General features: G+C 43.0%; 19 protein-coding genes. All 19 read left to right on the top strand.

Annotated elements, in window-relative coordinates; genetic code table 11:
* The first annotated feature begins 5 nt into the window (after positions 1-5).
* The 19 genes from V8G47_RS04350 (at position 6) to V8G47_RS04260 (ending at position 21,646) form a co-directional block, all read left to right on the top strand.
* Entirely contained in the window at positions 6-731 is a 726-nt protein-coding gene (locus V8G47_RS04350) for a GntR family transcriptional regulator (protein WP_060669639.1), read from the top strand.
* A 50-nt stretch (positions 732-781) separates the two neighbouring features.
* Positions 782-1,876, top strand: a complete 1,095-nt coding sequence (locus V8G47_RS04345) for a BMP family lipoprotein (protein WP_336199027.1) — start codon at positions 782-784, stop codon at positions 1,874-1,876.
* Between the two features lie 214 nt (positions 1,877-2,090).
* Complete coding sequence (locus V8G47_RS04340; protein ID WP_336199025.1) at positions 2,091-3,626, top strand: ABC transporter ATP-binding protein; 1,536 nt, start codon at positions 2,091-2,093, stop codon at positions 3,624-3,626.
* The gene (locus V8G47_RS04335; RefSeq protein ID WP_336199024.1) at positions 3,619-4,668 is read left to right on the top strand and encodes an ABC transporter permease; all 1,050 of its coding nucleotides are present in this window, start codon (positions 3,619-3,621) and stop codon (positions 4,666-4,668) included. The genes V8G47_RS04340 and V8G47_RS04335 overlap by 8 nt, the downstream gene beginning before the upstream one ends.
* Positions 4,669-5,628: an ABC transporter permease gene (locus V8G47_RS04330; RefSeq protein WP_336199023.1), complete on the top strand. Its 960-nt coding sequence runs from the start codon at positions 4,669-4,671 to the stop codon at positions 5,626-5,628. It begins immediately after the preceding gene.
* A 270-nt stretch (positions 5,629-5,898) separates the two neighbouring features.
* Positions 5,899-7,173 carry an EF-P 5-aminopentanol modification-associated protein YfmF gene (yfmF, locus tag V8G47_RS04325; RefSeq protein WP_336199022.1) on the top strand — a complete coding sequence of 425 codons (1,275 nt, stop codon included), beginning with the start codon at positions 5,899-5,901 and terminating at the stop codon, positions 7,171-7,173.
* A gap of 2 nt (positions 7,174-7,175) precedes the next feature.
* Positions 7,176-8,465 carry an EF-P 5-aminopentanol modification-associated protein YfmH gene (gene yfmH, locus V8G47_RS04320; protein WP_336199021.1) on the top strand — a complete coding sequence of 430 codons (1,290 nt, stop codon included), beginning with the start codon at positions 7,176-7,178 and terminating at the stop codon, positions 8,463-8,465.
* A 70-nt stretch (positions 8,466-8,535) separates the two neighbouring features.
* Positions 8,536-9,252 carry an elongation factor P 5-aminopentanone reductase gene (gene ymfI, locus V8G47_RS04315; RefSeq protein WP_336199020.1) on the top strand — a complete coding sequence of 239 codons (717 nt, stop codon included), beginning with the start codon at positions 8,536-8,538 and terminating at the stop codon, positions 9,250-9,252.
* 88 nt (positions 9,253-9,340) lie between these two features.
* Entirely contained in the window at positions 9,341-9,598 is a 258-nt protein-coding gene (locus tag V8G47_RS04310; protein WP_034760081.1) for a DUF3243 domain-containing protein, read from the top strand.
* Positions 9,599-9,829: 231 nt separating this feature from the next.
* A complete protein-coding gene (locus V8G47_RS04305) occupies positions 9,830-10,621 on the top strand; it encodes a DUF3388 domain-containing protein (protein WP_034760078.1) in 792 nt (263 codons plus the stop codon).
* A gap of 19 nt (positions 10,622-10,640) precedes the next feature.
* Positions 10,641-11,537: a RodZ domain-containing protein gene (locus V8G47_RS04300; protein ID WP_336199019.1), complete on the top strand. Its 897-nt coding sequence runs from the start codon at positions 10,641-10,643 to the stop codon at positions 11,535-11,537.
* Between the two features lie 81 nt (positions 11,538-11,618).
* Positions 11,619-12,197, top strand: coding sequence for a CDP-diacylglycerol--glycerol-3-phosphate 3-phosphatidyltransferase (pgsA, locus tag V8G47_RS04295; protein WP_034760074.1), 579 nt, complete (start codon positions 11,619-11,621; stop codon positions 12,195-12,197).
* Positions 12,198-12,269: 72 nt separating this feature from the next.
* A complete protein-coding gene (locus V8G47_RS04290) occupies positions 12,270-13,505 on the top strand; it encodes a competence/damage-inducible protein A (protein WP_336199018.1) in 1,236 nt (411 codons plus the stop codon).
* Positions 13,506-13,703: 198 nt separating this feature from the next.
* Positions 13,704-14,741, top strand: coding sequence for a recombinase RecA (recA, locus tag V8G47_RS04285; RefSeq protein WP_060669610.1), 1,038 nt, complete (start codon positions 13,704-13,706; stop codon positions 14,739-14,741).
* A 446-nt stretch (positions 14,742-15,187) separates the two neighbouring features.
* Positions 15,188-16,747 (top strand): ribonuclease Y, encoded by a 1,560-nt coding sequence (gene rny / locus V8G47_RS04280; RefSeq protein ID WP_034760066.1) that lies wholly within the window; start codon positions 15,188-15,190, stop codon positions 16,745-16,747.
* A gap of 162 nt (positions 16,748-16,909) precedes the next feature.
* Complete coding sequence (locus V8G47_RS04275; protein ID WP_336199016.1) at positions 16,910-17,713, top strand: TIGR00282 family metallophosphoesterase; 804 nt, start codon at positions 16,910-16,912, stop codon at positions 17,711-17,713.
* A gap of 136 nt (positions 17,714-17,849) precedes the next feature.
* A complete protein-coding gene (spoVS, locus tag V8G47_RS04270; RefSeq protein ID WP_034760060.1) occupies positions 17,850-18,110 on the top strand; it encodes a stage V sporulation protein SpoVS in 261 nt (86 codons plus the stop codon).
* Positions 18,111-18,212: 102 nt separating this feature from the next.
* Positions 18,213-19,136: a dipeptidase gene (locus tag V8G47_RS04265; protein ID WP_336199015.1), complete on the top strand. Its 924-nt coding sequence runs from the start codon at positions 18,213-18,215 to the stop codon at positions 19,134-19,136.
* Positions 19,137-19,903: 767 nt separating this feature from the next.
* Positions 19,904-21,646 carry a 2-oxoacid:acceptor oxidoreductase subunit alpha gene (locus tag V8G47_RS04260; protein WP_336199014.1) on the top strand — a complete coding sequence of 581 codons (1,743 nt, stop codon included), beginning with the start codon at positions 19,904-19,906 and terminating at the stop codon, positions 21,644-21,646.
* Positions 21,647-21,648 lie beyond the last annotated feature (2 nt).

The raw sequence follows: 21,648 nt of genomic DNA, 5'->3' as shown, positions 1-21,648 counted from the left end.
TTCCAGTGACAATAAAAACAGACAATCGGCATTTATACTTACAAGTAATTGACCGTTTGAAGAAGGATATCGAGGCGGGAATTTACAAAGAAAAAGAAAAACTCCCATCTGAATTCGATCTTTCCAAACAGTTAGGTGTAAGTAGGGCTACTCTTAGGGAAGCTCTCAGAATTCTTGAGGAAGAAAGTGTCATCGTACGACGTCATGGTGTAGGTACATTTGTAAACGCAAAGCCGCTCTTCACTTCGGGTATCGAGCAGCTGAACAGTGTAACGAACATGATCAAGCAGGCTGGTATGGAGCCAGGGACCATTTTCTTAAGCTCAACAACTCAAGAAGCTACTGAGGATGATGTGAAGAGGTTTACTTGCAATGAAGAGGACGACGTGATCCTCATTGAAAGGGTTCGAACCGCAAACGGGGAACCGGTTGTATATTGTGTGGACAAAATTCCTGAGAAAGTCATGCCGAGGAATTTCACACATGAGGATAATTCGATCTTCACCGTTTTAGAAAAACGGGAGAATAAGAGAATTACCCACGCGGTGGCACAAATCGAACCAATGGGATATCACGATAAAATCTCCCCTATTCTAAATTGCGAGCCGGAAACGGCCTTACTCGTCTTAAAGCAAATGCATTTTGATGAAAACGACGAGCCGATCCTGTATTCCGTAAACTATTTCAGATCAGACAAATTTAGCTTCCAGGTATTAAGAAAGCGCGTATAACAGCAATCCATCTTACTACTAATTTATTACAAAAACAGGGGGTACTCTAGGTGAAAAAACGTAAATTCGGTTTAGCGTTATCATTTGTTCTGGCAGCAGGTACATTATTAGGTGCTTGTGGAACAAGCAAGGACAAAGAAGGTGCATCTAGTGGTGAAGGCAAGAAAGAAGATCAATTTACAGTAGCAATGGTTACAGATGTTGGTGGCGTGGATGACAAATCATTCAACCAATCTGCTTGGGAAGGTCTGAAAGCCTTCGGTAAAGAAAACGACATGGAAAAAGGTAAAGATGGATTTGACTACTTACAGTCACAATCTGATGCTGACTATGCTACGAACTTAAACACATTAGCTCGTCAAGACTTTGACTTAGTATATGGTATCGGCTTCCTTATGGAAGGTGCAATCAATGATATTGCACAACAACAAAAAGATTCACATTTTGCAATCGTGGATGCTGTAGTGGATCAACCGAACGTTGCAAGCATCATGTTCAAAGAGCAGGAAGCTTCTTTCCTTGCTGGAGTGACAGCAGGACTTGCGACAAAGACGAATAAAATCGGATTCATCGGTGGTATGGAGATCCCTGTAATCGAACGTTTCCATGCTGGGTTCATCGCTGGCGTCAAAGCAGTCAACCCGGATGCAGAAATCGTTGCTGACTATGCAGGAGCTTTCGACAAAGCTGAACTTGGACAAACGATCGCTTCAAAAATGTACTCTCAAGATGTAGACGTTATCTTCCACGCAGCTGGTGGAACTGGTAATGGATTATTCAAAGAAGCACGTGACCTGAAAGAAAAAGATCCTTCCCGTGAACTTTGGGCAATCGGTGTTGACTCCGACCAGTCAGCAGAAGGTAAAGTAGGAGATCACAATATCATCCTTACATCAGCTCTTAAGCGCGTTGATAACGCAGTAGTGGATCTTTCCACTAAAGCGAAAGAAGGGAATTTCCCTGGAGGAGAGACAATCCTTTACGGTCTTAAAGAAGACGGCGTAGGACTTGCTGAATTAAATGACGAACTTTCCAATAAAGATGAAGTTATGAAAAAAGTGGATGAATGGAAAGAAAAGATTAATAGCGGAGATGTAAAAGTTCCTGAATCTATTAAAGATGCGGAAGCTTTCTCAGCTAACTAATCATTCATGATGGATAAGATGGCCGGAAATTTCCGGCCGCTTGTCCTCATACAAAAATAGATTCATAAATTAATAGAAATTTAATTGAAGTATAGAACATTTCTATCTTTCATTTAGATTTTTATTCGGGGAAACCCTTTTTTTTCTGAGTAGTGAAGGTCTGACCTCTAACTACTAGATAAATATCCCTAGTCTATGCAAGGAGTGATTAGCAATGGATTATGTAATCGAGATGCTGAATATCCGCAAAGAATTTCCCGGCATCGTAGCAAATGACAATATTACCCTTCAGCTCGAAAAAGGTGAAATTCATGCGCTTCTTGGTGAAAATGGTGCAGGTAAGTCTACATTAATGAATGTATTATTCGGGCTATACCAACCAGAACAAGGAGAAATACGGGTAAAAGGACAGAAAGTGAACATTACCAATCCGAACATAGCCAATGATCTCGGAATCGGTATGGTCCATCAGCATTTTATGCTGGTCGATACCTTCACTGTAACAGAGAATATCATTCTTGGGAGAGAGCCGAAATCCGGAGCTACAGTGGATATTAAAAAGGCGGAAAAAGATATCCTTGATATCTCTGAAAAATATGGATTGAAAGTAGATCCGAGTGCTAAAATTTCTGAAATTTCTGTAGGTATGCAACAGCGTGTAGAGATTTTAAAAACACTTTACAGAGGGGCGGAAATCCTGATCTTTGATGAACCGACCGCTGTATTGACACCTCAAGAGATCAAAGAACTGATTCAAATCATGAAAACACTGATTAAAGAAGGTAAATCAATTATCCTCATCACTCATAAGCTTAAAGAGATTATGGAGGTGTGTGATAATGTAACCGTTATCAGGAAAGGTAAAGGAATCGGCACAGTGAAGGTCTCAGAAACTGATCCGAATCACCTTGCCAGTCTGATGGTGGGACGTGAAGTCACATTTAAAACAGAGAAGAAAGAAGCTACACCTAGTGATAATGTCCTCGAGGTTCGTGACTTAAACGTAAAAGATCAACGGAATGTCCCTGTTGTAAAGGGCTTGAACCTTGAGGTGAAAGCAGGGGAGATCCTTGGCATAGCCGGTGTGGATGGAAACGGACAAAGTGAGTTGATTGAGGCCATCACGGGTCTTCATAAAGTCGACAGTGGTTCAATCAAACTGAATGGAAAAGAAATCGCAAATATGAAACCCCGTAAAATTTATGAATCAGGTGTAGGTCATATTCCTCAGGACAGGCACAAGCATGGTCTGGTACTTGATTTTCCTATCGGGGAAAATATGGTTCTTCAGACCTATTATCAGAAACCTTATTCCAACAAAGGGGTACTTAGTTATAAAAATATTTACAATCAGGCGAGAAAACTGATATCAGAGTTTGATGTACGGACACCTTCTGAGTTCACCCTTGCCCGGGCTTTATCCGGTGGTAACCAGCAAAAAGCAATCATTGGCCGTGAAGTAGATAGAGATCCGGATTTATTGATAGCTGCTCAGCCGACCCGGGGTCTTGACGTCGGAGCGATCGAGTTCATCCATAAGCGTCTGATTGAACAAAGGGATAACGGGAAAGCAGTACTGCTGCTTTCATTTGAACTGGATGAAATCATGAATGTAAGTGACCGGATCGCCGTGATTTATGAAGGAGCAATTGTGGCCGTTGTCAATCCAAAAGAAACAACCGAACAAGAGCTTGGATTACTAATGGCCGGCTCGAAAAGGAAGGAAGCGGGAGGGAACGCAAATGTCTAATCGATTAACCAATATATTGATCCCGGTCATCTCAGTCCTTTTGGGTATCATCGTCGGAACGATTATCATGCTTGTTAGTGGATACGATCCGATTGCGGGATACTCCGCACTATGGAATGGTATCTTCGGAGAAATATACTATGTCGGGGAAACAATCCGTCAAGTCACACCGTATATTTTGGCAGGATTGGCTGTTGCCTTCGCCTTTAGAACGGGATTATTCAATATCGGAGTAGAAGGTCAATTAATTGTAGGGTGGCTTGCAGCTGTATGGGTAGGGGTCGCATTCGATGAGTTACCTAAGGTGATCCATTTACCCCTTGCAATCATCGCAGCAGCATTAGCTGGTGCTTTATGGGGCTTTATACCCGGTCTGCTTAAAGCGAAATACCGGGTCCATGAAGTAATTGTCACGATCATGATGAACTATATTGCCCTTCACGTCACGAATGCGATTATCCGTGATGTGCTGACAGATCGTAAAGACCGCACAGATTATATAGCAGATTCGGCTTCATTGAAGTCTCCTTTCTTTGAAAGCTTAACGGACTATTCCCGTCTGCACTGGGGAATCTTCATCGCACTTGCTTGTGTATTCATTATGTGGTTCCTGCTTGAGAAAACTACCCGTGGTTATGAACTGCGTTCTGTAGGATTCAACCAGCACGCTTCTCAATACGCCGGCATGAACGTAAATGGTAATATCATTCTGTCCATGGTCATCTCAGGAGCATTTGCCGGACTTGCTGGAGCTATGGAAGGACTCGGAACATTTGGTTATGCCTCAATAAAAGGAGGATTCACAGGGGTCGGGTTCGATGGGATCGCTGTAGCCCTTCTTGGAGGAAATGCAGCCATCGGAGTAGTGTTCGCTGCTCTATTATTTGGAGGACTTAAAGTAGGGGCGCTGAATATGCCTCTCGATGCAGGAATTCCAAATGAACTGGTAGATATTATCATTGCCCTTATTATTTTCTTTGTAGCATCCGGTTATATGATTCGTTATCTGATTCAGCGATTTAGTAAAAAGGGGGTGAAATAAGTGGGTTTTATTGATATCTTGACGATCCTCATCCCATCAACATTACTGTGGGCAACACCACTTATTTTCACTGCTTTGGGAGGAGCGTTCTCAGAGCGTTCAGGCGTAGTTAATATCGGACTTGAAGGTCTGATGGTCATCGGTGCATTTTCAAGTATCGTATTTAACCTTGCATTTGCTGATACTTTCGGTTCCGCGACACCGTGGGTGGCTTTGATCATTGCCATGGTGATGGGTGCCCTTCTTGCCATCCTGCATGCGGTTGCTTCTATAACATTCAGGGCTGACCAGGTCGTTTCCGGTGTCGCCATCAACCTGCTTGCAGTGGGATTGACTCTTTTCTTAGTCAAACGCATTTATGGAAAGGGTCAAACGGACATCATCTCAGAAGGATTCGGCAAAGTCGATGTTCCATTACTACACAAGATTCCGGTCATCGGAGATATATTCTTTTCTAACACATATTGGCCGCCATTCGTCGCGATCCTTGTATCCTTCATTGTCTGGTTCATTATGTTCAAAACGCCATTCGGCTTAAGATTGCGTTCTGTGGGTGAACATCCTATGGCCGCAGACACAATGGGGATCAATGTAACGAAAATGCGCTATGTCGGTGTCATCATTTCCGGTGCTTTTGCAGGTGTCGGCGGGGGAGTATACGCCCAGGCGATTTCCTCAGACTTCAGCCATGCAACGATCAGTGGACAAGGGTTCATGGCCCTTGCAGCCTTGATCTTCGGGAAATGGCATCCACTTGGAGCCATGGGAGCGGCCCTGTTCTTCGGGTTCGCCCAAAGTTTAAGTATAATCGGATCCAGTATCCCATTATTCGAAAACATTCCAAGCGTCTACCTGTTAATTGCACCTTACGTATTAACCATCCTTGCACTAACCGGCTTCATCGGTCGTGCAGATGCACCCAAAGCACTGGGTACACCATACATCAAAGGAAACCGTTAATAAATCAAACAAACCAAAAAGATATCCCGGAACCCGGGATATCTTTTTATATGGATTGAATTTCGTTTTAAGGAGGGTTGTCTCCGCCACATAATGAAAAAACGATAAGCATATAATAGTTTATTCATAAGAGCATTCTTCCAATAGAGGAAGATGCTTGAAATCAATCTCCCTCTACATGTATAGTTATACATAAATACCGCACAATAAGGGTGTTTATTAATTTTGCATTTAAATCGATTGAAGTATGGAACTAAGGAGGACGGTACGATGACAGCCATAAACGAAATAGTGAAGAAGAAACCTGGTTACACGCTACATATCGTTCAAACGGATAAGTATAAAACCAATAGCCTCGTATTAAAGATGAAAGCCCCCCTCGATCCCGAAACAGTCACTTTACGGGGATTACTGCCCCATGTGATGCAGAGCAGCACAAAGACTTACCGGAGCACTACGGAGTTACGCTCCCATCTGGATGAGTTATATGGAGCGAACTTTTTTGCGGATTTAGGTAAAAAAGGTGAGTGCCATGTGGTCAGTATGTCTGTTGAAATCGCCAACGAAAAGTTTTTGAGGGATTCTGAACCCCTGCTTCAAAAAGGAATCGAATTCCTTGCAGATGTCCTTCAGAATCCTCATGTTGAAAATAACGAGTTCGACAAGAAAACAGTCGAAAAAGAAAAACGGAACCAAAAGGTCAGAATCCAAGCAGTATATGATGATAAAATGCGCTATGCCAATTCACGACTGGTGGAAGAAATGTGTAAAGGTGAGCGTTTCGCCCTCCATGTAAATGGTGTAAGTGAAGAAGTGGAGTCCATTACTGCGAAGAGTTTATATGAATATTATCAAAAAGTGATGGCTGAAGATCAGTTTGATCTTTATGTGATTGGTGATGTCGATGTTAATGAGGTTGAAAGCCTCTGTGATCGATTACTCCAATTAAATGAACGCACTCCTAAACAAGTGGATGCTTCTCTTGTGAAGCAAAAGGAAAAAGAAAATGTCGTAAAAGAAAAACAGGATGTGAAACAAGGGAAGCTTAACATGGGCTACCGTACACATACTCAATATGGCGACGATGATTATTTCGCTCTTCAAGTATTCAATGGAATATTCGGTGGCTTCTCTCACTCCAAATTGTTCATTAATGTGAGGGAGAAAGCGAGCCTCGCATATTATGCTGCGAGCCGCCTCGAGAGTCATAAAGGTTTATTGATGGTGATGTCCGGTATCGAATTTGAGAAGTATGATCAAGCGGTAGGAATCATCAACGAGCAGCTACAGGCAATGAAGGACGGAGATTTCACGGATGGGGAAATCGATCAGACAAAAGCGGTCATCCGTAACCAGCTCCTTGAAACCATCGATACTTCAAGAGGTTTGGTTGAAGTTCTTTACCATAATGCGGTAGCTCATGAAGAAATCGACCTGAAACACTGGTTGGATGAGATTGAGAAGACAACAAAAGAAGATATCGTAAAAGCCGCAAATAAAGTTGAACTTGATACGATTTACTTTCTAACAGGAATGGAGGGATAAAGGTGAAGAAAATTTCCTTCGATCAATTACAAGAAGATTTGTATTATGAAAAAATGTCTAATGGGTTGGACGTATACATCCTCCCGAAAAAAGGTTTTAACAAGACGTATGCTACATTTACAACGAAATACGGAAGCATCGATAATCATTTTGTCCCATTGGATGAAAATGAATTCGTAAAAGTACCCGATGGGATCGCCCATTTCTTAGAGCATAAATTGTTTGAAAAAGAGGATGGAGATGTCTTCCAACAGTTCAGTAAGCAAGGGGCATCCGCCAATGCATTCACTTCCTTTACAAGGACAGCTTATCTGTTCTCGAGTACGACCAACGTAGAACGGAATTTAGAAACACTCATCGATTTTGTTCAAGATCCGTATTTCACGGAGAAAACGGTAGAAAAGGAAAAAGGCATCATCGGTCAGGAAATCACCATGTATGATGATAATCCGGATTGGCGATTATACTTCGGGGTCATCCAGAATATGTACAAAAATCATCCTGTTAAAATCGATATTGCCGGAACGATCGAATCCATCACCCCGATTACAAAGGATATGCTCTATCAGTGTTATAATACATTCTACCATCCAAGCAATATGCTCTTATTCGTGGTGGGGTCGGTCGATCCCGAACAGATCATGAATCAGGTCCGTTCGAATCAGGAAAAGAAAGATTATGAAAAAATGCCTGAAATCAAGCGTAAATTCGAGGATGAACCAGAGACAGTGGCGGAGAAAAAACAGGTCCTCAAGATGAATGTCCAAAGTCCTAAATGTATCGTCGGACTGAAAGCTCCGGAACCAATCCAGCAGGGGCGGGAAATGCTTAGACAAGAGCTTTCCATGAATGTTTTTCTTGATATGCTGTTCGGAAAGAGTTCACCGTACTATTCCGAACTTTATAATGATGGATTGATCGATGAGACATTCCATTATGACTATACACAGGAAAATGGCTTTGGTTTCCTTACGGTCGGTGGAGATACGGAAAAGCCGGATGAGCTCTCTGAGAAGGTACAATCGCTCCTTCTGAAAGCGAAACGGGAATCTCTTTTTACTGAGGAAGGTCTTGAGAGGACGAAAAAGAAGAAGATTGGTGCATTCCTGCGTGCCATTAATTCTCCTGAGTATATTGCGAATCAATTTACCCGCTATGCCTTTAATGAAATGGATTTATTTGAAGTCGTGCCTACCCTTGAATCGTTGAAATATGACGATATCCAGGCGGTTGCGGAGTCCATTATCAGTGAAGAACGATTTACTGTATGTCAGGTCGTACCTAAAGCATGATGGAAGGGGGGGCTATCCTTTTTAAAGGATAGTTCCTCTATTCATGTGAATGACGTTTGGAGTGAAACCAATGAAGTATGCATTAATAACAGGGGCATCTGGTGGAATCGGGAGTAGTACTGCTCTTACATTGGCAGAAGAGGGCTGGAATTTATACCTGCATTATCATTCCAATGAAAGTGCAATGAAGGAACTGGTTCATAAAGTCGAAGCGTTAGGAGTGGAGGCCATCCCCATTCAGGGTGATCTTGCCAACCCGGACGAAGTGGGTCATCTTGTGCATTCCATATTCCGCCTCGATGCGATCATTTACTGTAGTGGAAATTCTACCTGGGGGCTCTTCCAGGACCATTCAGAAGACGATATGGATCAGATGATCAATCTTCATGTCAAAAGTCCTTTGCTCCTTGTTCAAAAACTCCTGCCAAAGCTGATTGACCGGAAAGGGACAATCGTCATGGTGAGTTCGATATGGGGACAGATAGGAGCTGCCTGTGAGGTTGTATATTCAACAGTCAAAGGTGCTCAATTAGCTTTTGTGAAATCGTTGAGTAAAGAGCTTGCATTAAGCGGTGTAAGGGTAAACGCCGTTGCTCCCGGGGCCGTTGATACGTCCATGATGGGCGCGTTTACGGATGAAGATAGAGATGCGATCCGTGAAGAGATCCCTATGGGACGGCTTGCTCATCCGGGTGAAATTGCTGACTCCATTCAGTTCCTTCTTTCCTCCAGGTCCTCTTATATTACCGGCCAAACCCTTTCCGTCAACGGGGGATGGCACACATAAAAAATTTTTCAATCAAATGATTCCAGCGCATAATTTTTCCTCCAGGATACAAACTAAGGTTGTATTTCAATAAAGGAGGTCATGACAAATGTCTGTATTAGATAACTGGTCTGATTGGAAAAACTTTTTAGGGGATCGCCTAAACCAGGCAGAACACAGCGGCATGGAGCACGAAACGGTAAATGACTTGGCTTACCAAATCGGTGATTACTTAGCCAATCAAGTCGAAGCTAAGAACGATCAGGAAAAAGTATTAGCGGATTTATGGTCAGTCGCGTCTCCAGAAGAGCAACATGCCATCGCCAATATGATGGTCAAGCTTGTTAATAATAACGGTAGTCGTTAAGGAGAGGGATTTCCCTCTCCTTTTTCTTATGGGGGATGACTTACATCACCATAATATTGGTCTTCAAGTTATCATTTTACGTATGAATGAGAAATTGTACATATTTATGTAGGTTTTGCTTTTCTATTAGCAGGAAATCATTTATTATAATACCTAGATGTTTAAATAACTTTTCGAAATATGTCGATTTTTATCGAAGTGGGATGTCACATTTTTCTGGGGAGGTAAGCGATGGAACGCAAAGAATGGTATTTAGAGTACGAAATTCAAAAAAATCGTCCCGGCCTCTTAGGTGATATTTCCTCGTTATTAGGGATGCTTTCTATCAATATAGTGACGATAAATGGTGTGGATGAAGGAAGAAGGGGAATGCTTCTCCTTGCCAATAATGATGAACAGATCATGAGGCTTGAATCCATCCTTCAAACGATGGATACAATCAATGTGACAAAGCTCAGGGAACCTAAATTAAGGGACCGTCTTGCTGTGCGTCACGGCCGTTATATCCAGCGTGATGCCGACGACAAGAAAACGTTTCGATTTGTTCGTGATGAGCTTGGTTTATTAGTTGATTTTTTGGCTGAATTATTTAAGCAGGAAGGACACAAGCTTGTTGGGATCAGAGGGATGCCCCGGGTAGGGAAGACCGAATCCATCGTGGCATCAAGTGTATGTGCGAATAAGAAGTGGCTTTTTGTCTCTTCTACATTATTAAAGCAAACGATACGGAGCAAGCTCATTGAAGACGAGTATTCCGCTGAGAACTTATTTATTATAGACGGCATCGTTTCTACACGCCGTGCAAGTGAAAAGCATTGGCAGCTGGTGAGGGAAATCATGAGATTACCTGCTGTGAAAGTAATCGAACATCCTGATGTATTCGTTCAAAACTCTGAATATTCACTTGAAGATTTTGATTATATCATTGAACTTAGAAACGATCCTGATGAAGAAATTACATACGAATTAGTTGAACAAAATAATCTATTTCAAAATTCCGATTTTGGAGGTTTTGATTTTTAATATTGGAAGGTGTTAAGTAGTGACGGAATTAGGAAATCGTTTAAAGGAAGCTCGAGAGGCTAAGAATTACAGCCTTGATGATTTACAAAGGATAACAAAAATTCAAAAACGCTATTTGGTTGGGATCGAAGAAGGCAATTATGATGCGATGCCGGGTAAATTCTATGTGCGTGCATTCATTAAGCAATATTGTGAAGCAGTCGGACTTCCTCCTGAGGTGATTTTTGAAGAACATAAGGAAGAAATACCGACGACCTATGAAGATGAAATACCGGTTTCCCTTTCAAGGGTGCAGTCCCGGAAGAGTGTTTCAGAGAGCTCGACGAAGGTATTTGACTTTCTGCCGAAGCTCCTCATTGCCCTGTTTGTCATCGGTGCACTTGTTGCCGTGTGGGTTTTTTGGCAAGGGAAAGTAGGGGACAAGTCTCCTGAATCCAACCCAGCAGAAAACCAGACTCAAGTAGATGTTGATGAGAATAAGAGTGCTGAGGGCGAGAAGCCTGAAGAAGAAACAAATGATAAAGAACAGACCGAAGAACCCAAGCCTTCAGAAGATCACAATGACGGTGAAGATAATTCTCAGCCTGAACAGTCTTTAGAAGTAGTGGATTCTTCAGACTATAAAACGACGTACAAATTGAAAAATGCAAAAGAATTCAAGCTGCAATTGTCAGCTAAGGGAGACACGTGGGTAAAAGTATTTAACACCGACGACCAGGTTTTGTTTGAAGGACTGTTAAAACAGGGAATTAAAAAGGACTTTGATCTTTCTGATGATAAGCAGGCATATCTCATTATTGGGGATGCTTCGAATACAGAAATAAGTGTGAACGGCAAACAGCTTGAATATAAAATTTCTGCAACTGATGTCGTCAGGCAGGATATCATCATCAATTACTCACCGCAGGAACAATAATTGAAACGGGAGGAGTTTTAATAACTCCTTTTTCTTACATACTAAAGGTATACGCGTTTTTAAAGCATTGGAGGTAGAAAGGTGAACTTACCTAATAAGATTACAGTATCAAGGATATTTTTAATTCCATTATTTTTAATCATCATGCTTGCACCGTTAAATTGGGGTGAGATGATGTTTCTTGGAGCGGAAATGCCGGTCAAGCATTTTGTTGGAGCATTGATCTTTATCATTGCGGCAACGACGGATTGGATCGACGGGTATTATGCAAGGAAACTGGACCTAGTGACAAATCTGGGGAAATTCTTAGATCCGTTGGCAGATAAACTGCTTGTATCGGCTGCTTTAATCGTACTTGTCGAGATGGGTCTTGCGCCATCGTGGATCGTCATCATCATCATCAGTCGCGAGTTTGCCGTAACAGGACTTCGCCTCGTATTAGCAGGGGAAGGGGAAGTGGTTGCTGCAGGTCAACTCGGCAAGATCAAAACCTGGGCACAGATCATTGCCATATCTGCCCTTCTTCTCCATAACGCCATTTTCGAACTGATCAATCTCCCATTTGCAACGATTGCTCTATGGGTGGCTATGTTTTTTACAATCTGGTCAGGATGGGATTATTTCAAACATAATAAAAAAGCATTTGTAAATTCGAAATAACAGAGTACACCAGGGGATTGATTCAAATAGAATCATCCCCTTCTTTTCACCATATTTTAGGGGGGGATTAAGATGAATGCAGAAATAATAGCGGTTGGTTCTGAGTTACTGCTTGGACAAATCGTCAATTCAAATGCTCAATTCATTTCCGAGCAATTAGCCGAAATGGGAGTGAACGTGTATTATCACACTAGTGTGGGGGATAACCCTGCCCGTTTACAGCAGGCCATAGAGGTAGCGAAGAAGCGGGCGGACTTATTAATCTTTACTGGAGGTCTTGGACCTACAAAGGATGATCTGACTAAAGAAACAATTGCAAATGCTTTAGGAACGACTTTAAGCATGGATTATGAAGCATTGGAATCGATAAAAGGCTATTTTCAGAAGGTCAATCGTGAAATGACACGGAATAATGAAAAACAAGCCCTCATCTTATCGGGGGCCCATGTATTGAAGAACGAGCACGGCATGGCTCCCGGGATGTTATTGAAAAAGGACGGTAATGCTTATATGCTTCTTCCGGGGCCGCCGTCTGAAATGAGGCCGATGTTTGATAAGCACGGCAAACAGGCAATTCTGAACTTGATGAAGAAGAAAGAAGTCATCCATTCACGGGTACTTCGTTTCTTTGGCATCGGGGAAGCAGAGCTTGAAACGGATTTGGAAGATCTGATCGACAGGCAAACCAATCCTACGATCGCCCCTCTCGCGGGTGACGGGGAAGTGACCTTGAGGCTTACGGCTAAGCACGAGTCAAGGGACATTGCCGTGTCATTATTGGATTCAGTTGAAAAAGAGATCTTGAACAGGGTGGGGGAATACTTCTACGGATATGATCAGGATTCCCTTGTTGAAGTGGGGTTCCATTTATTAAAAGAGAAGGGACTTACCCTTTCATGCGCAGAAAGTTTGACTGGAGGACTGTTTCAGGCTCAACTGACGTCTATACCCGGAGCATCGGATGTTCTGAGTGGTGGGGTGGTCTGTTATCAGGATGAGGTCAAGAAAAGGATTTTGTCTGTTAATGATCGTACACTGAAACAGCATACAGCAGTAAGTGAGCAATGTGCACGAGAACTGGCTGAAAACGTTAGAGAGCTGTTTTCCACCGACATCGGGGTCAGCTTTACAGGTGTAGCAGGTCCGGATGCTCACCAAGGCCATCCTGCCGGGACCGTCTGGATCGGATTATCCATGAAGGATGGAACGACCAAGGCATTTCTATTGAACCTTGGAGGGGGCAGGAATGGGAACCGAATGAGAACGGCTAAGTATGGTTGGCACTATTTGATCAAGGAATTGAGTTAGTTTGTAGAGGCTGTCTTCTTTTTGAAGGCAGCTTTTTATCATTTTTTCACTCCGGCACATCCAAAGAAAAAAACCGAATGAATGTTCGATTTTTTTCTTGTTTTCTCTAATAAAAACGTTTATAGTATAGATAGGTTGGATTTGAGACAAACTTATAAGTTGTCGATTACAAGATTTATATTCAAAGGAGGAAGATTTGTGAGCGATCGTAAAGCAGCCTTAGATATGGCGTTAAAACAAATAGAAAAGCAGTTTGGTAAAGGCTCAATCATGAAGCTTGGGGAGAAAACGGACAGAAACGTAGTAACATGTCCAAGTGGTTCACTTGCACTGGACGCTGCTCTTGGAATAGGCGGATATCCACGTGGAAGGATCATTGAGGTATATGGTCCCGAATCATCCGGTAAAACAACAGTGGCACTTCATGCGATAGCAGAGGTACAGGCTCAGGGCGGGCAGGCAGCATTCATCGATGCTGAGCACGCACTTGATCCCGAGTATGCTCAAAAGCTTGGGGTAAACATAGATGAATTATTGCTTTCACAACCAGATACAGGTGAACAGGCATTGGAAATCGCTGAAGCACTTGTACGAAGCGGCGCGGTGGATGCCATCGTTATCGACTCTGTGGCAGCCCTTGTACCGAAAGCGGAAATCGAAGGGGAGATGGGAGATGCTCACGTTGGTCTTCAAGCCCGTTTAATGTCACAGGCCCTTCGTAAACTTTCCGGTGCCATCAATAAGTCTAAGACCATCGCAATCTTCATCAACCAGATCCGTGAGAAGGTCGGGGTCATGTTCGGTAATCCCGAAACGACTCCCGGTGGACGCGCACTGAAGTTCTATTCTTCCGTACGTTTGGAAGTCCGCCGTGCCGAAACCCTTAAGCAGGGGAATGAAATGGTAGGGAATAAAACGAAGATCAAAGTAGTGAAAAATAAAGTGGCTCCACCTTTCCGTGTAGCCGAAGTGGACATCATGTACGGGGAAGGAATCTCCAAAGAAGGGGAAATCGTCGATCTTGGGTCTGAATTGGACATCGTTCAAAAAAGCGGTGCCTGGTACTCCTACAATGAAGAGCGCCTAGGTCAGGGCCGTGAGAACGCAAAGATCTTCCTGAAGGAAAATCCTGAGATTCGTAATGAAATCATGCTGAAAATCCGTGAACATTACGGATTGGATACAGGCCGTGCCGAAACGGACGACCAAGGTGAATTAAGTCTTCTGGAAGACTAAGTGAGGAAAGAGAAGCAGACGTGATTTGGTTTGCTTCTCTCTTTATTATGTATGGGAATACGCGTTTTTGTGGAAAATAGTAACAATCCCTTTTCTCATAAATGGTGGGTAATCGATACAAGACAGGTTATACATACCCCGAATCACTGGTTGAGCCAGAACTTCTCAAAATAAAATGAAAAAGATGGTTCTGGTTAAAAAGCATTCACAAGCCCAATGCGACAGTGTCATTTTTTGTCGATTACAAAAAAACCCTTGAGAAATCTAGTGATAGAGGGCTCAACCCCTTGACAATAAATTTTCAGAGATTTAAAATTAACATGTATATTTTACAAATTTTTCGAATGAATATTTGAAAGCCTAGCGCTGTATATTTTGTTCAAGTGAGCAATGTACAAGCCGACATGTAAAAAACATGACAGTTCATAGCAAGAGGAGGTGAAATAATGCAACCTATTACAATCATCTTCATTTTGCTTGGCCTAATCGTCGGTGTAGTTGTTGGATACCTAATTCGTAAGTCCATTGCTGAAGCAAAGATTGCTGGTGCTAAAGGTTCAGCGGAGCAGATTTTAGAAGATGCGAAGCGCGAGGCAGATGCTCTGAAGAAAGAAGCACTTTTGGAAGCAAAGGACGAAAATCATAAACTTCGCACTGAAATGGAAAATGACCTTCGTGAACGAAGAAATGAATTGCAAAAACAAGAAAATCGTTTGATGCAAAAAGAGGAAAACCTCGATCGAAAAGATGAAACGCTTGATAAGCGTGAAGGCTTACTCGAGAGAAAAGAGGGGACTCTTAACGAGAGACAACAACATATTGAAGAGATGGAAAGCAAAGTGGACGAGATGGTACGATCACAGCAAACAGAGCTAGAACGTATCTCTAGCCTGACTCGTGATGAAGCGAAAGGAATCATCCTTGACCGCGTAGAAAATGAACTCTCCCATGATATCGCCATCATGGTCAGAGAGCATGAAACCCGTGCGAAGGAAGATGCAGATAAGAAGGCGAAAGAAGTCCTTTCACTGGCTATTCAACGTTGTGCTGCTGAACATGTGGCAGAAACAACGGTCAGTGTTGTGAATCTACCGAATGATGAGATGAAAGGTCGAATTATTGGGCGGGAAGGACGTAACATTCGTACGCTGGAAACACTTACGGGTATTGATTTAATTATTGATGATACTCCTGAAGCGGTTATTCTTTCTGGTTTTGATCCGATTCGTAGAGAAACGGCTCGAATTGCATTAGAGAAATTAGTTCAGGATGGACGTATCCACCCTGCACGAATTGAAGAAATGGTGGATAAGTCCCGCCGTGAAGTGGATGAGTATATCCGGGAAATTGGTGAACAGACAACTTTCGAAGTAGGCGTTCATGGGCTTCATCCGGATTTGATCAAGATCCTGGGGCGTTTGAAGTATCGTACAAGTTACGGTCAAAACGTTTTAAAACACTCAATGGAAGTGGCCTATCTGTCCGGACTACTCGCAGCAGAGCTTGGTGAGGATGAAAGACTCGCCAAACGTGCCGGATTGCTTCATGATATCGGTAAGGCAATCGATCATGAAGTGGAAGGAAGCCACGTCGAAATTGGTGTAGAGCTTGCAACGAAGTACAAAGAGCATCCTGTTGTCATCAACAGTATCGCTTCTCACCATGGAGATACAGAGCCAACATCCATCATTGCCGTACTGGTTGCTGCAGCTGATGCTTTATCTGCTGCAAGACCTGGAGCAAGAAGTGAGACGCTTGAGAACTACATCCGTCGACTGGAGAAACTTGAAGAAATCTCAGAGTCATATGAAGGCGTTGAGAAATCTTTCGCGATCCAGGCAGGGCGTGAAGTACGCATCATGGTAAGACCGGAAGCCATTGACGATCTGGAATCACACCGATTGGCAAGGGATATCCGTAAACGTATTGAAGATGAGCTTGACTATCCAGGCCATATTAAAGTAACGGTCATCCGTGAAACAAGGGCCGTCGAATACGCAAAATAAGAGGTTGACTCGAGAAGGGATATCCCTTTCGAGTCAGCTTTTTTTATCTCTTTCTATGATCCGTCGCAGAAGGGATGATGGATTCTTTTAGGATGAATAGGCGACAAGATATTTGTGATACAATAACGACAAGACTTAATACATATAGAGAAGGGAATTTTCATGAAAATATTATTTGTTGGAGACGTAGTCGGTTCAATGGGCCGTGAAATGATTACAGAATACCTGCCTAAGTTAAAGAAAAAGCATTTACCGGATTTTACAATCGTAAATGGAGAGAATGCTGCATCCGGTAGAGGGATTACTGAGAAAATATATAAACAATTCTTACAAGATGGTGCCAATATGGTCACCCTGGGAAATCACACATGGGACAATAAGGATATCTTTGATTTTATCGACTCATCGAAACAAATGGTGAGGCCGGCTAATTTCCCTGAAGGAACGCCGGGGAGCGGCTTAGTGTTTGGGGAAGTGTACGGTAAAGAGGTCGCGGTCATCAACGCTCAAGGAAGGACGTTTATGCCTCCACTTGATGATCCATTCAAAGCTCTTGATGAGCTTGTAGATGAGGCAAAAAAGAGAACATCTATAATATTCGTAGATTTTCATGCAGAGGCAACAAGTGAGAAGCAGGCTGTAGGCTGGTTTCTGGACGGACGAGTTTCTGCAGTGATTGGAACGCACACTCATGTTCAAACAGCGGACAACCGGATCCTTCCAAATGGGACAGCCTTCATGTGTGACGTTGGTATGACAGGCCCATACGATGAGGTATTGGGAATGAGTAAGGATTCCGTTCTAAGGAGATTCCAGACCAGTTTACCTGTTCGTTTTGAAGTACCGAAGGCCGGTCGGAAGATCCTGAGTGGTTGTTTAATCGACATTGATCAGAAGACAGGGAAAGCTAAAAAAATAGAGCGCATATTGATCAACGAAGACCATCCATTTATGGCAGAATATTAATTGTTTTCCTTTCTTTTTCGGTGTTACCGGAATGATTTGTCCATTTCCTGAATATAGTATCAGTGGAATCATTTATACCAAGTTTGTTCTTTACCACGGACATACGGTATGGGGGAAATGACAAGGAGGAAAAGGAATGGAAATATTAAAAGTTTCAGCAAAATCTAATCCTAATTCTGTAGCTGGTGCACTCGCCGGTGTTCTTCGTGAGAGAGGAGGAGCTGAAATTCAAGCTATCGGTGCCGGAGCTTTAAATCAAGCCGTCAAGGCTGTTGCCATTGCAAGAGGCTTTGTGGCTCCCAGTGGTTTAGATTTAATATGTATCCCTGCATTTACGGATATTCTGATCGATGGAGAAGAACGTACGGCGATAAAGTTAATCGTGGAACCAAGATAATTAACCATAGGCTGTTCATTAAAGGGGACCCTTTAGTGGACAGCCTTTATACTATAAAAAAATATACATATTAATGAAGAGAAACGGAAAGGAAGACCCCATATGATATTTGATGCACACTGTGATGTGTTGATGAAGCTATATTTAGAGCCGGGGAGTGGGTCCTTTCAATCGAAGGGTTCCTTACATATTACGTATCCTCAACTCATTCAAAGCAGCAGTAAAATACAGCTGTTCGCAATCTATATCCCATCCTACCTGAAGCCGGGGCAACGGTTTCAGGCAGCACTTGAAATGGTGAATCTGTTTCATAATAAGATCCTTAAGCCAAACCCTAAGCTGAAATTCGTCACCTCTAAAAAGGATGTAGAACGTCTTGCGGAAGATGAAATAGGGGCCATGCTGACCCTGGAAGGTGCCGAAGCATTGGAGGAGGATCTTACAAAGCTCGAAATCCTATACAGGCTGGGAGTCCGATCAGTCGGTTTGACGTGGAATTGGGCCAATGCAGCAGCAGATGGTGCCCTTGAACCGAGAGGGGGCGGGTTGACCAACTTTGGGGAGGAAGTCGTTTCCTTCTTAAATGAGAAAAGACTTTGGACAGATGTCTCCCATCTATGTGAAAAAGCATTCTGGGATGTGATGGAATCAGCTGAATACCCGATAGCATCCCACTCAAATGCCTACTCGATCTGTCCCAATCCACGAAACTTAAAAAATGATCAAATTGAGGCACTCATTAAGAAGAACAGTGTAATGGGCATTACCTTTGTTCCACCATTTTTAAACAAGAAAGGGACAGCGGAGATTTCTGATGTAGTCCGCCATATCGAACATGTATGTAGTCTCGGAGGTGAGGATCATGTCGGATTTGGCTCCGATTTCGACGGCATAACACAACCCGTCCAAGGTCTATCCTCATACATCCATTATGATAACTTAGTCAACACCCTCCAACGATACTACAGTGAAAGACAAGTGGGGAAATTCTTATTCCAGAACTTCTTTAAGAGACTGCCTGATTGATCACAATAAACTCTTTTCTAAACGTTGTTGCTATGTAAGGTAGCGAGTAGTGGTTGATTTCCGTTCCAGGTGCTCGCTTTCCGCGGGGCGTGAGTTGAGCCTCCTCGGGCTTTGCCCTGCGGGGTCTCAACTTTCCCGCAATTCCCGCAGGAGTCGAGCACCTTCCACTCCAATCAACTTTCCAAGCGTAAGCGTCTCACTATAATTGCTACACCATTGCATACACCAACTTCTATTCTATTAGTTTCAGTGACGGATTTCAGTTAATCATACAAATACTCTTTCTTACCTTATGTGAATGATCCATACTGCTCCGACATACCGGGCCTATGTTGTTCTTGCTAAAGCAATCAATGTATATAGCAGGTTCTAGCTGTTGATTGTAGTGCAAGACGAAGACTCCTACGGGAAAAGCGGAATAGGTAAGACCCCGCAGGAGCGAAAGCTGTGAGAAGGCTAGCCGAACGCCCGAGGAAAGCGAAGTCTTGCACGGAAATCAACAGCGGTGTAACAAGTGATCTTAACTATTTGTTTGATTGTTCGTCTTTAGAGGAACTGGAATTAGATATGTCCCATCCTCATTTTCGCAATATGAATGTGTTCCGAATGATAATCTCTTCAATACAGTAGTGATTTAAAGAGAAAAGTGATAAACTGATAGAGTAAATGATATGAAAATGCTGCATCGGTAATAGATAATTGATCCTAATGAAGAGAATATGCTTCAACAATAGATGTTGCAAATAATGATTGAAGGGGTGTAATGAATGAAGGAACAGCTTTCATGGAAAGTTGGCGGACAGCAAGGGGAAGGTATTGAGAGTACAGGTGAAATCTTTTCCATGGCCCTCAATCGCCTTGGGTATTTCTTATATGGTTACCGCCATTTCTCCTCCCGTATTAAAGGGGGACATACAAACAATAAGATTCGTGTAAGCACCACGCAAGTACGTGCGATTGCGGACGATTTAGATATTTTGGTTGCATTTGACCAGGAAACGATTGATGTGAATTACAAGGAATTACATAGCGATGGCGTCATTATAGCTGATGCAAAGTTCAAACCTGTGAAACCTGAAGATACGGATGCTTCCCTTTACATTGTTCCCTTCACTGAATTAGCGACGGAGCTCGGGACTTCCCTCATGAAGAACATGGTGGCAGTGGGTGCTACCTGTGCCGTTCTCAATCTAGATCCAATGGTTTTCAAGGAAGTAGTGGAAGAGATCTTTGGTCGCAAAGGTGAAACGGTCGTTGAGAAAAATATGGAAGCGATCAAGCAGGGATTCGCGGCGATGAAATCAGAACTCGGTGACAAGGTAGGTTCCCTGCAACTGAAAGAGGCAGATGGGAATAAACGTATGTTTATGATCGGAAACGACGCCATAGCTCTGGGTGCACTCGCTGGAGGCGTTCGATTGATGGCGGCTTATCCGATTACGCCGGCATCTGAAATCATGGAGTATCTCATCAAGAAGCTGCCGATGGTCGGTGGGACCGTCATTCAAACGGAGGATGAGATCGCAGCTGCCACTATGGCAATCGGGGCGAACTACGGTGGAATCCGTTCCTTCACGGCTTCAGCTGGACCAGGGCTCTCACTTATGATGGAAGCAATCGGGCTATCCGGAATGACAGAACAGCCGCTTGTTGTGGTGGATACACAGCGCGGGGGACCGTCTACAGGGTTGCCTACGAAACAGGAACAATCCGATTTAATGGCGATGATTTACGGAACTCACGGTGAAATTCCTAAAATCGTCCTGGCACCAAGTACCGTTCAGGAAGCGTTTTATGATACAGTGGAAGCATTTAATCTGGCGGAAGAGTATCAATGCCCTGTCATCATTCTTTCGGATCTTCAACTTTCCTTAGGTAAACAAACGGTGGAGCCCCTTGATTACAGTAAAGTGGAAATACGCAGAGGAAAGCTTGCAGCCAATGAATCTGAATTAGAAGAATTAGAACCAAAGAAATATTATAAGCGCTTTGAAGTGACGGAAGATGGGGTATCACCCCGCGTCATCCCTGGTATGAAAAATGGGATCCATCATGTTACAGGCGTTGAGCACGATGAAACCGGAAAGCCATCCGAATCTCCTGTGAACAGACAGGCGCAGATGGATAAACGTATGCGCAAACTTGAGAATATCAAATTCCAAAATCCGATTCACACACATGCCCCTCATGAAGAGGCTGACTTGTTATTAGTAGGTTTCAACTCCACACGCGGAGTAATTGAGGAATCGATGGGTCGTTTGGAAGCCGATGGAGTGAAAGTGAATCATGCCCATATCCGTTTGATCCATCCTTTTCCGTCCGATGAATTGGAGCCACTTATGCATTCAGCGAAGAAAGTGGTTGTAATTGAAAATAACGCTACCGGTCAATTAGCCAACATTATCAAAATGAATGTAGGCTACGGGAATAAAATCGTTAAAATGACAAAGTATGATGGAACACCATACTTACCAAATGAAATTCATTCAAGATGTAAGGAGTTGAACTGATC

This window comes from Rossellomorea sp. LJF3 (assembly GCF_037046045.1).
GTDB lineage: Bacteria > Bacillota > Bacilli > Bacillales > Bacillaceae_B > Rossellomorea.
The sequence above is the reverse complement of the archived record's forward strand: the minus strand, read 5'-3'. Positions and strand labels throughout refer to the sequence as shown.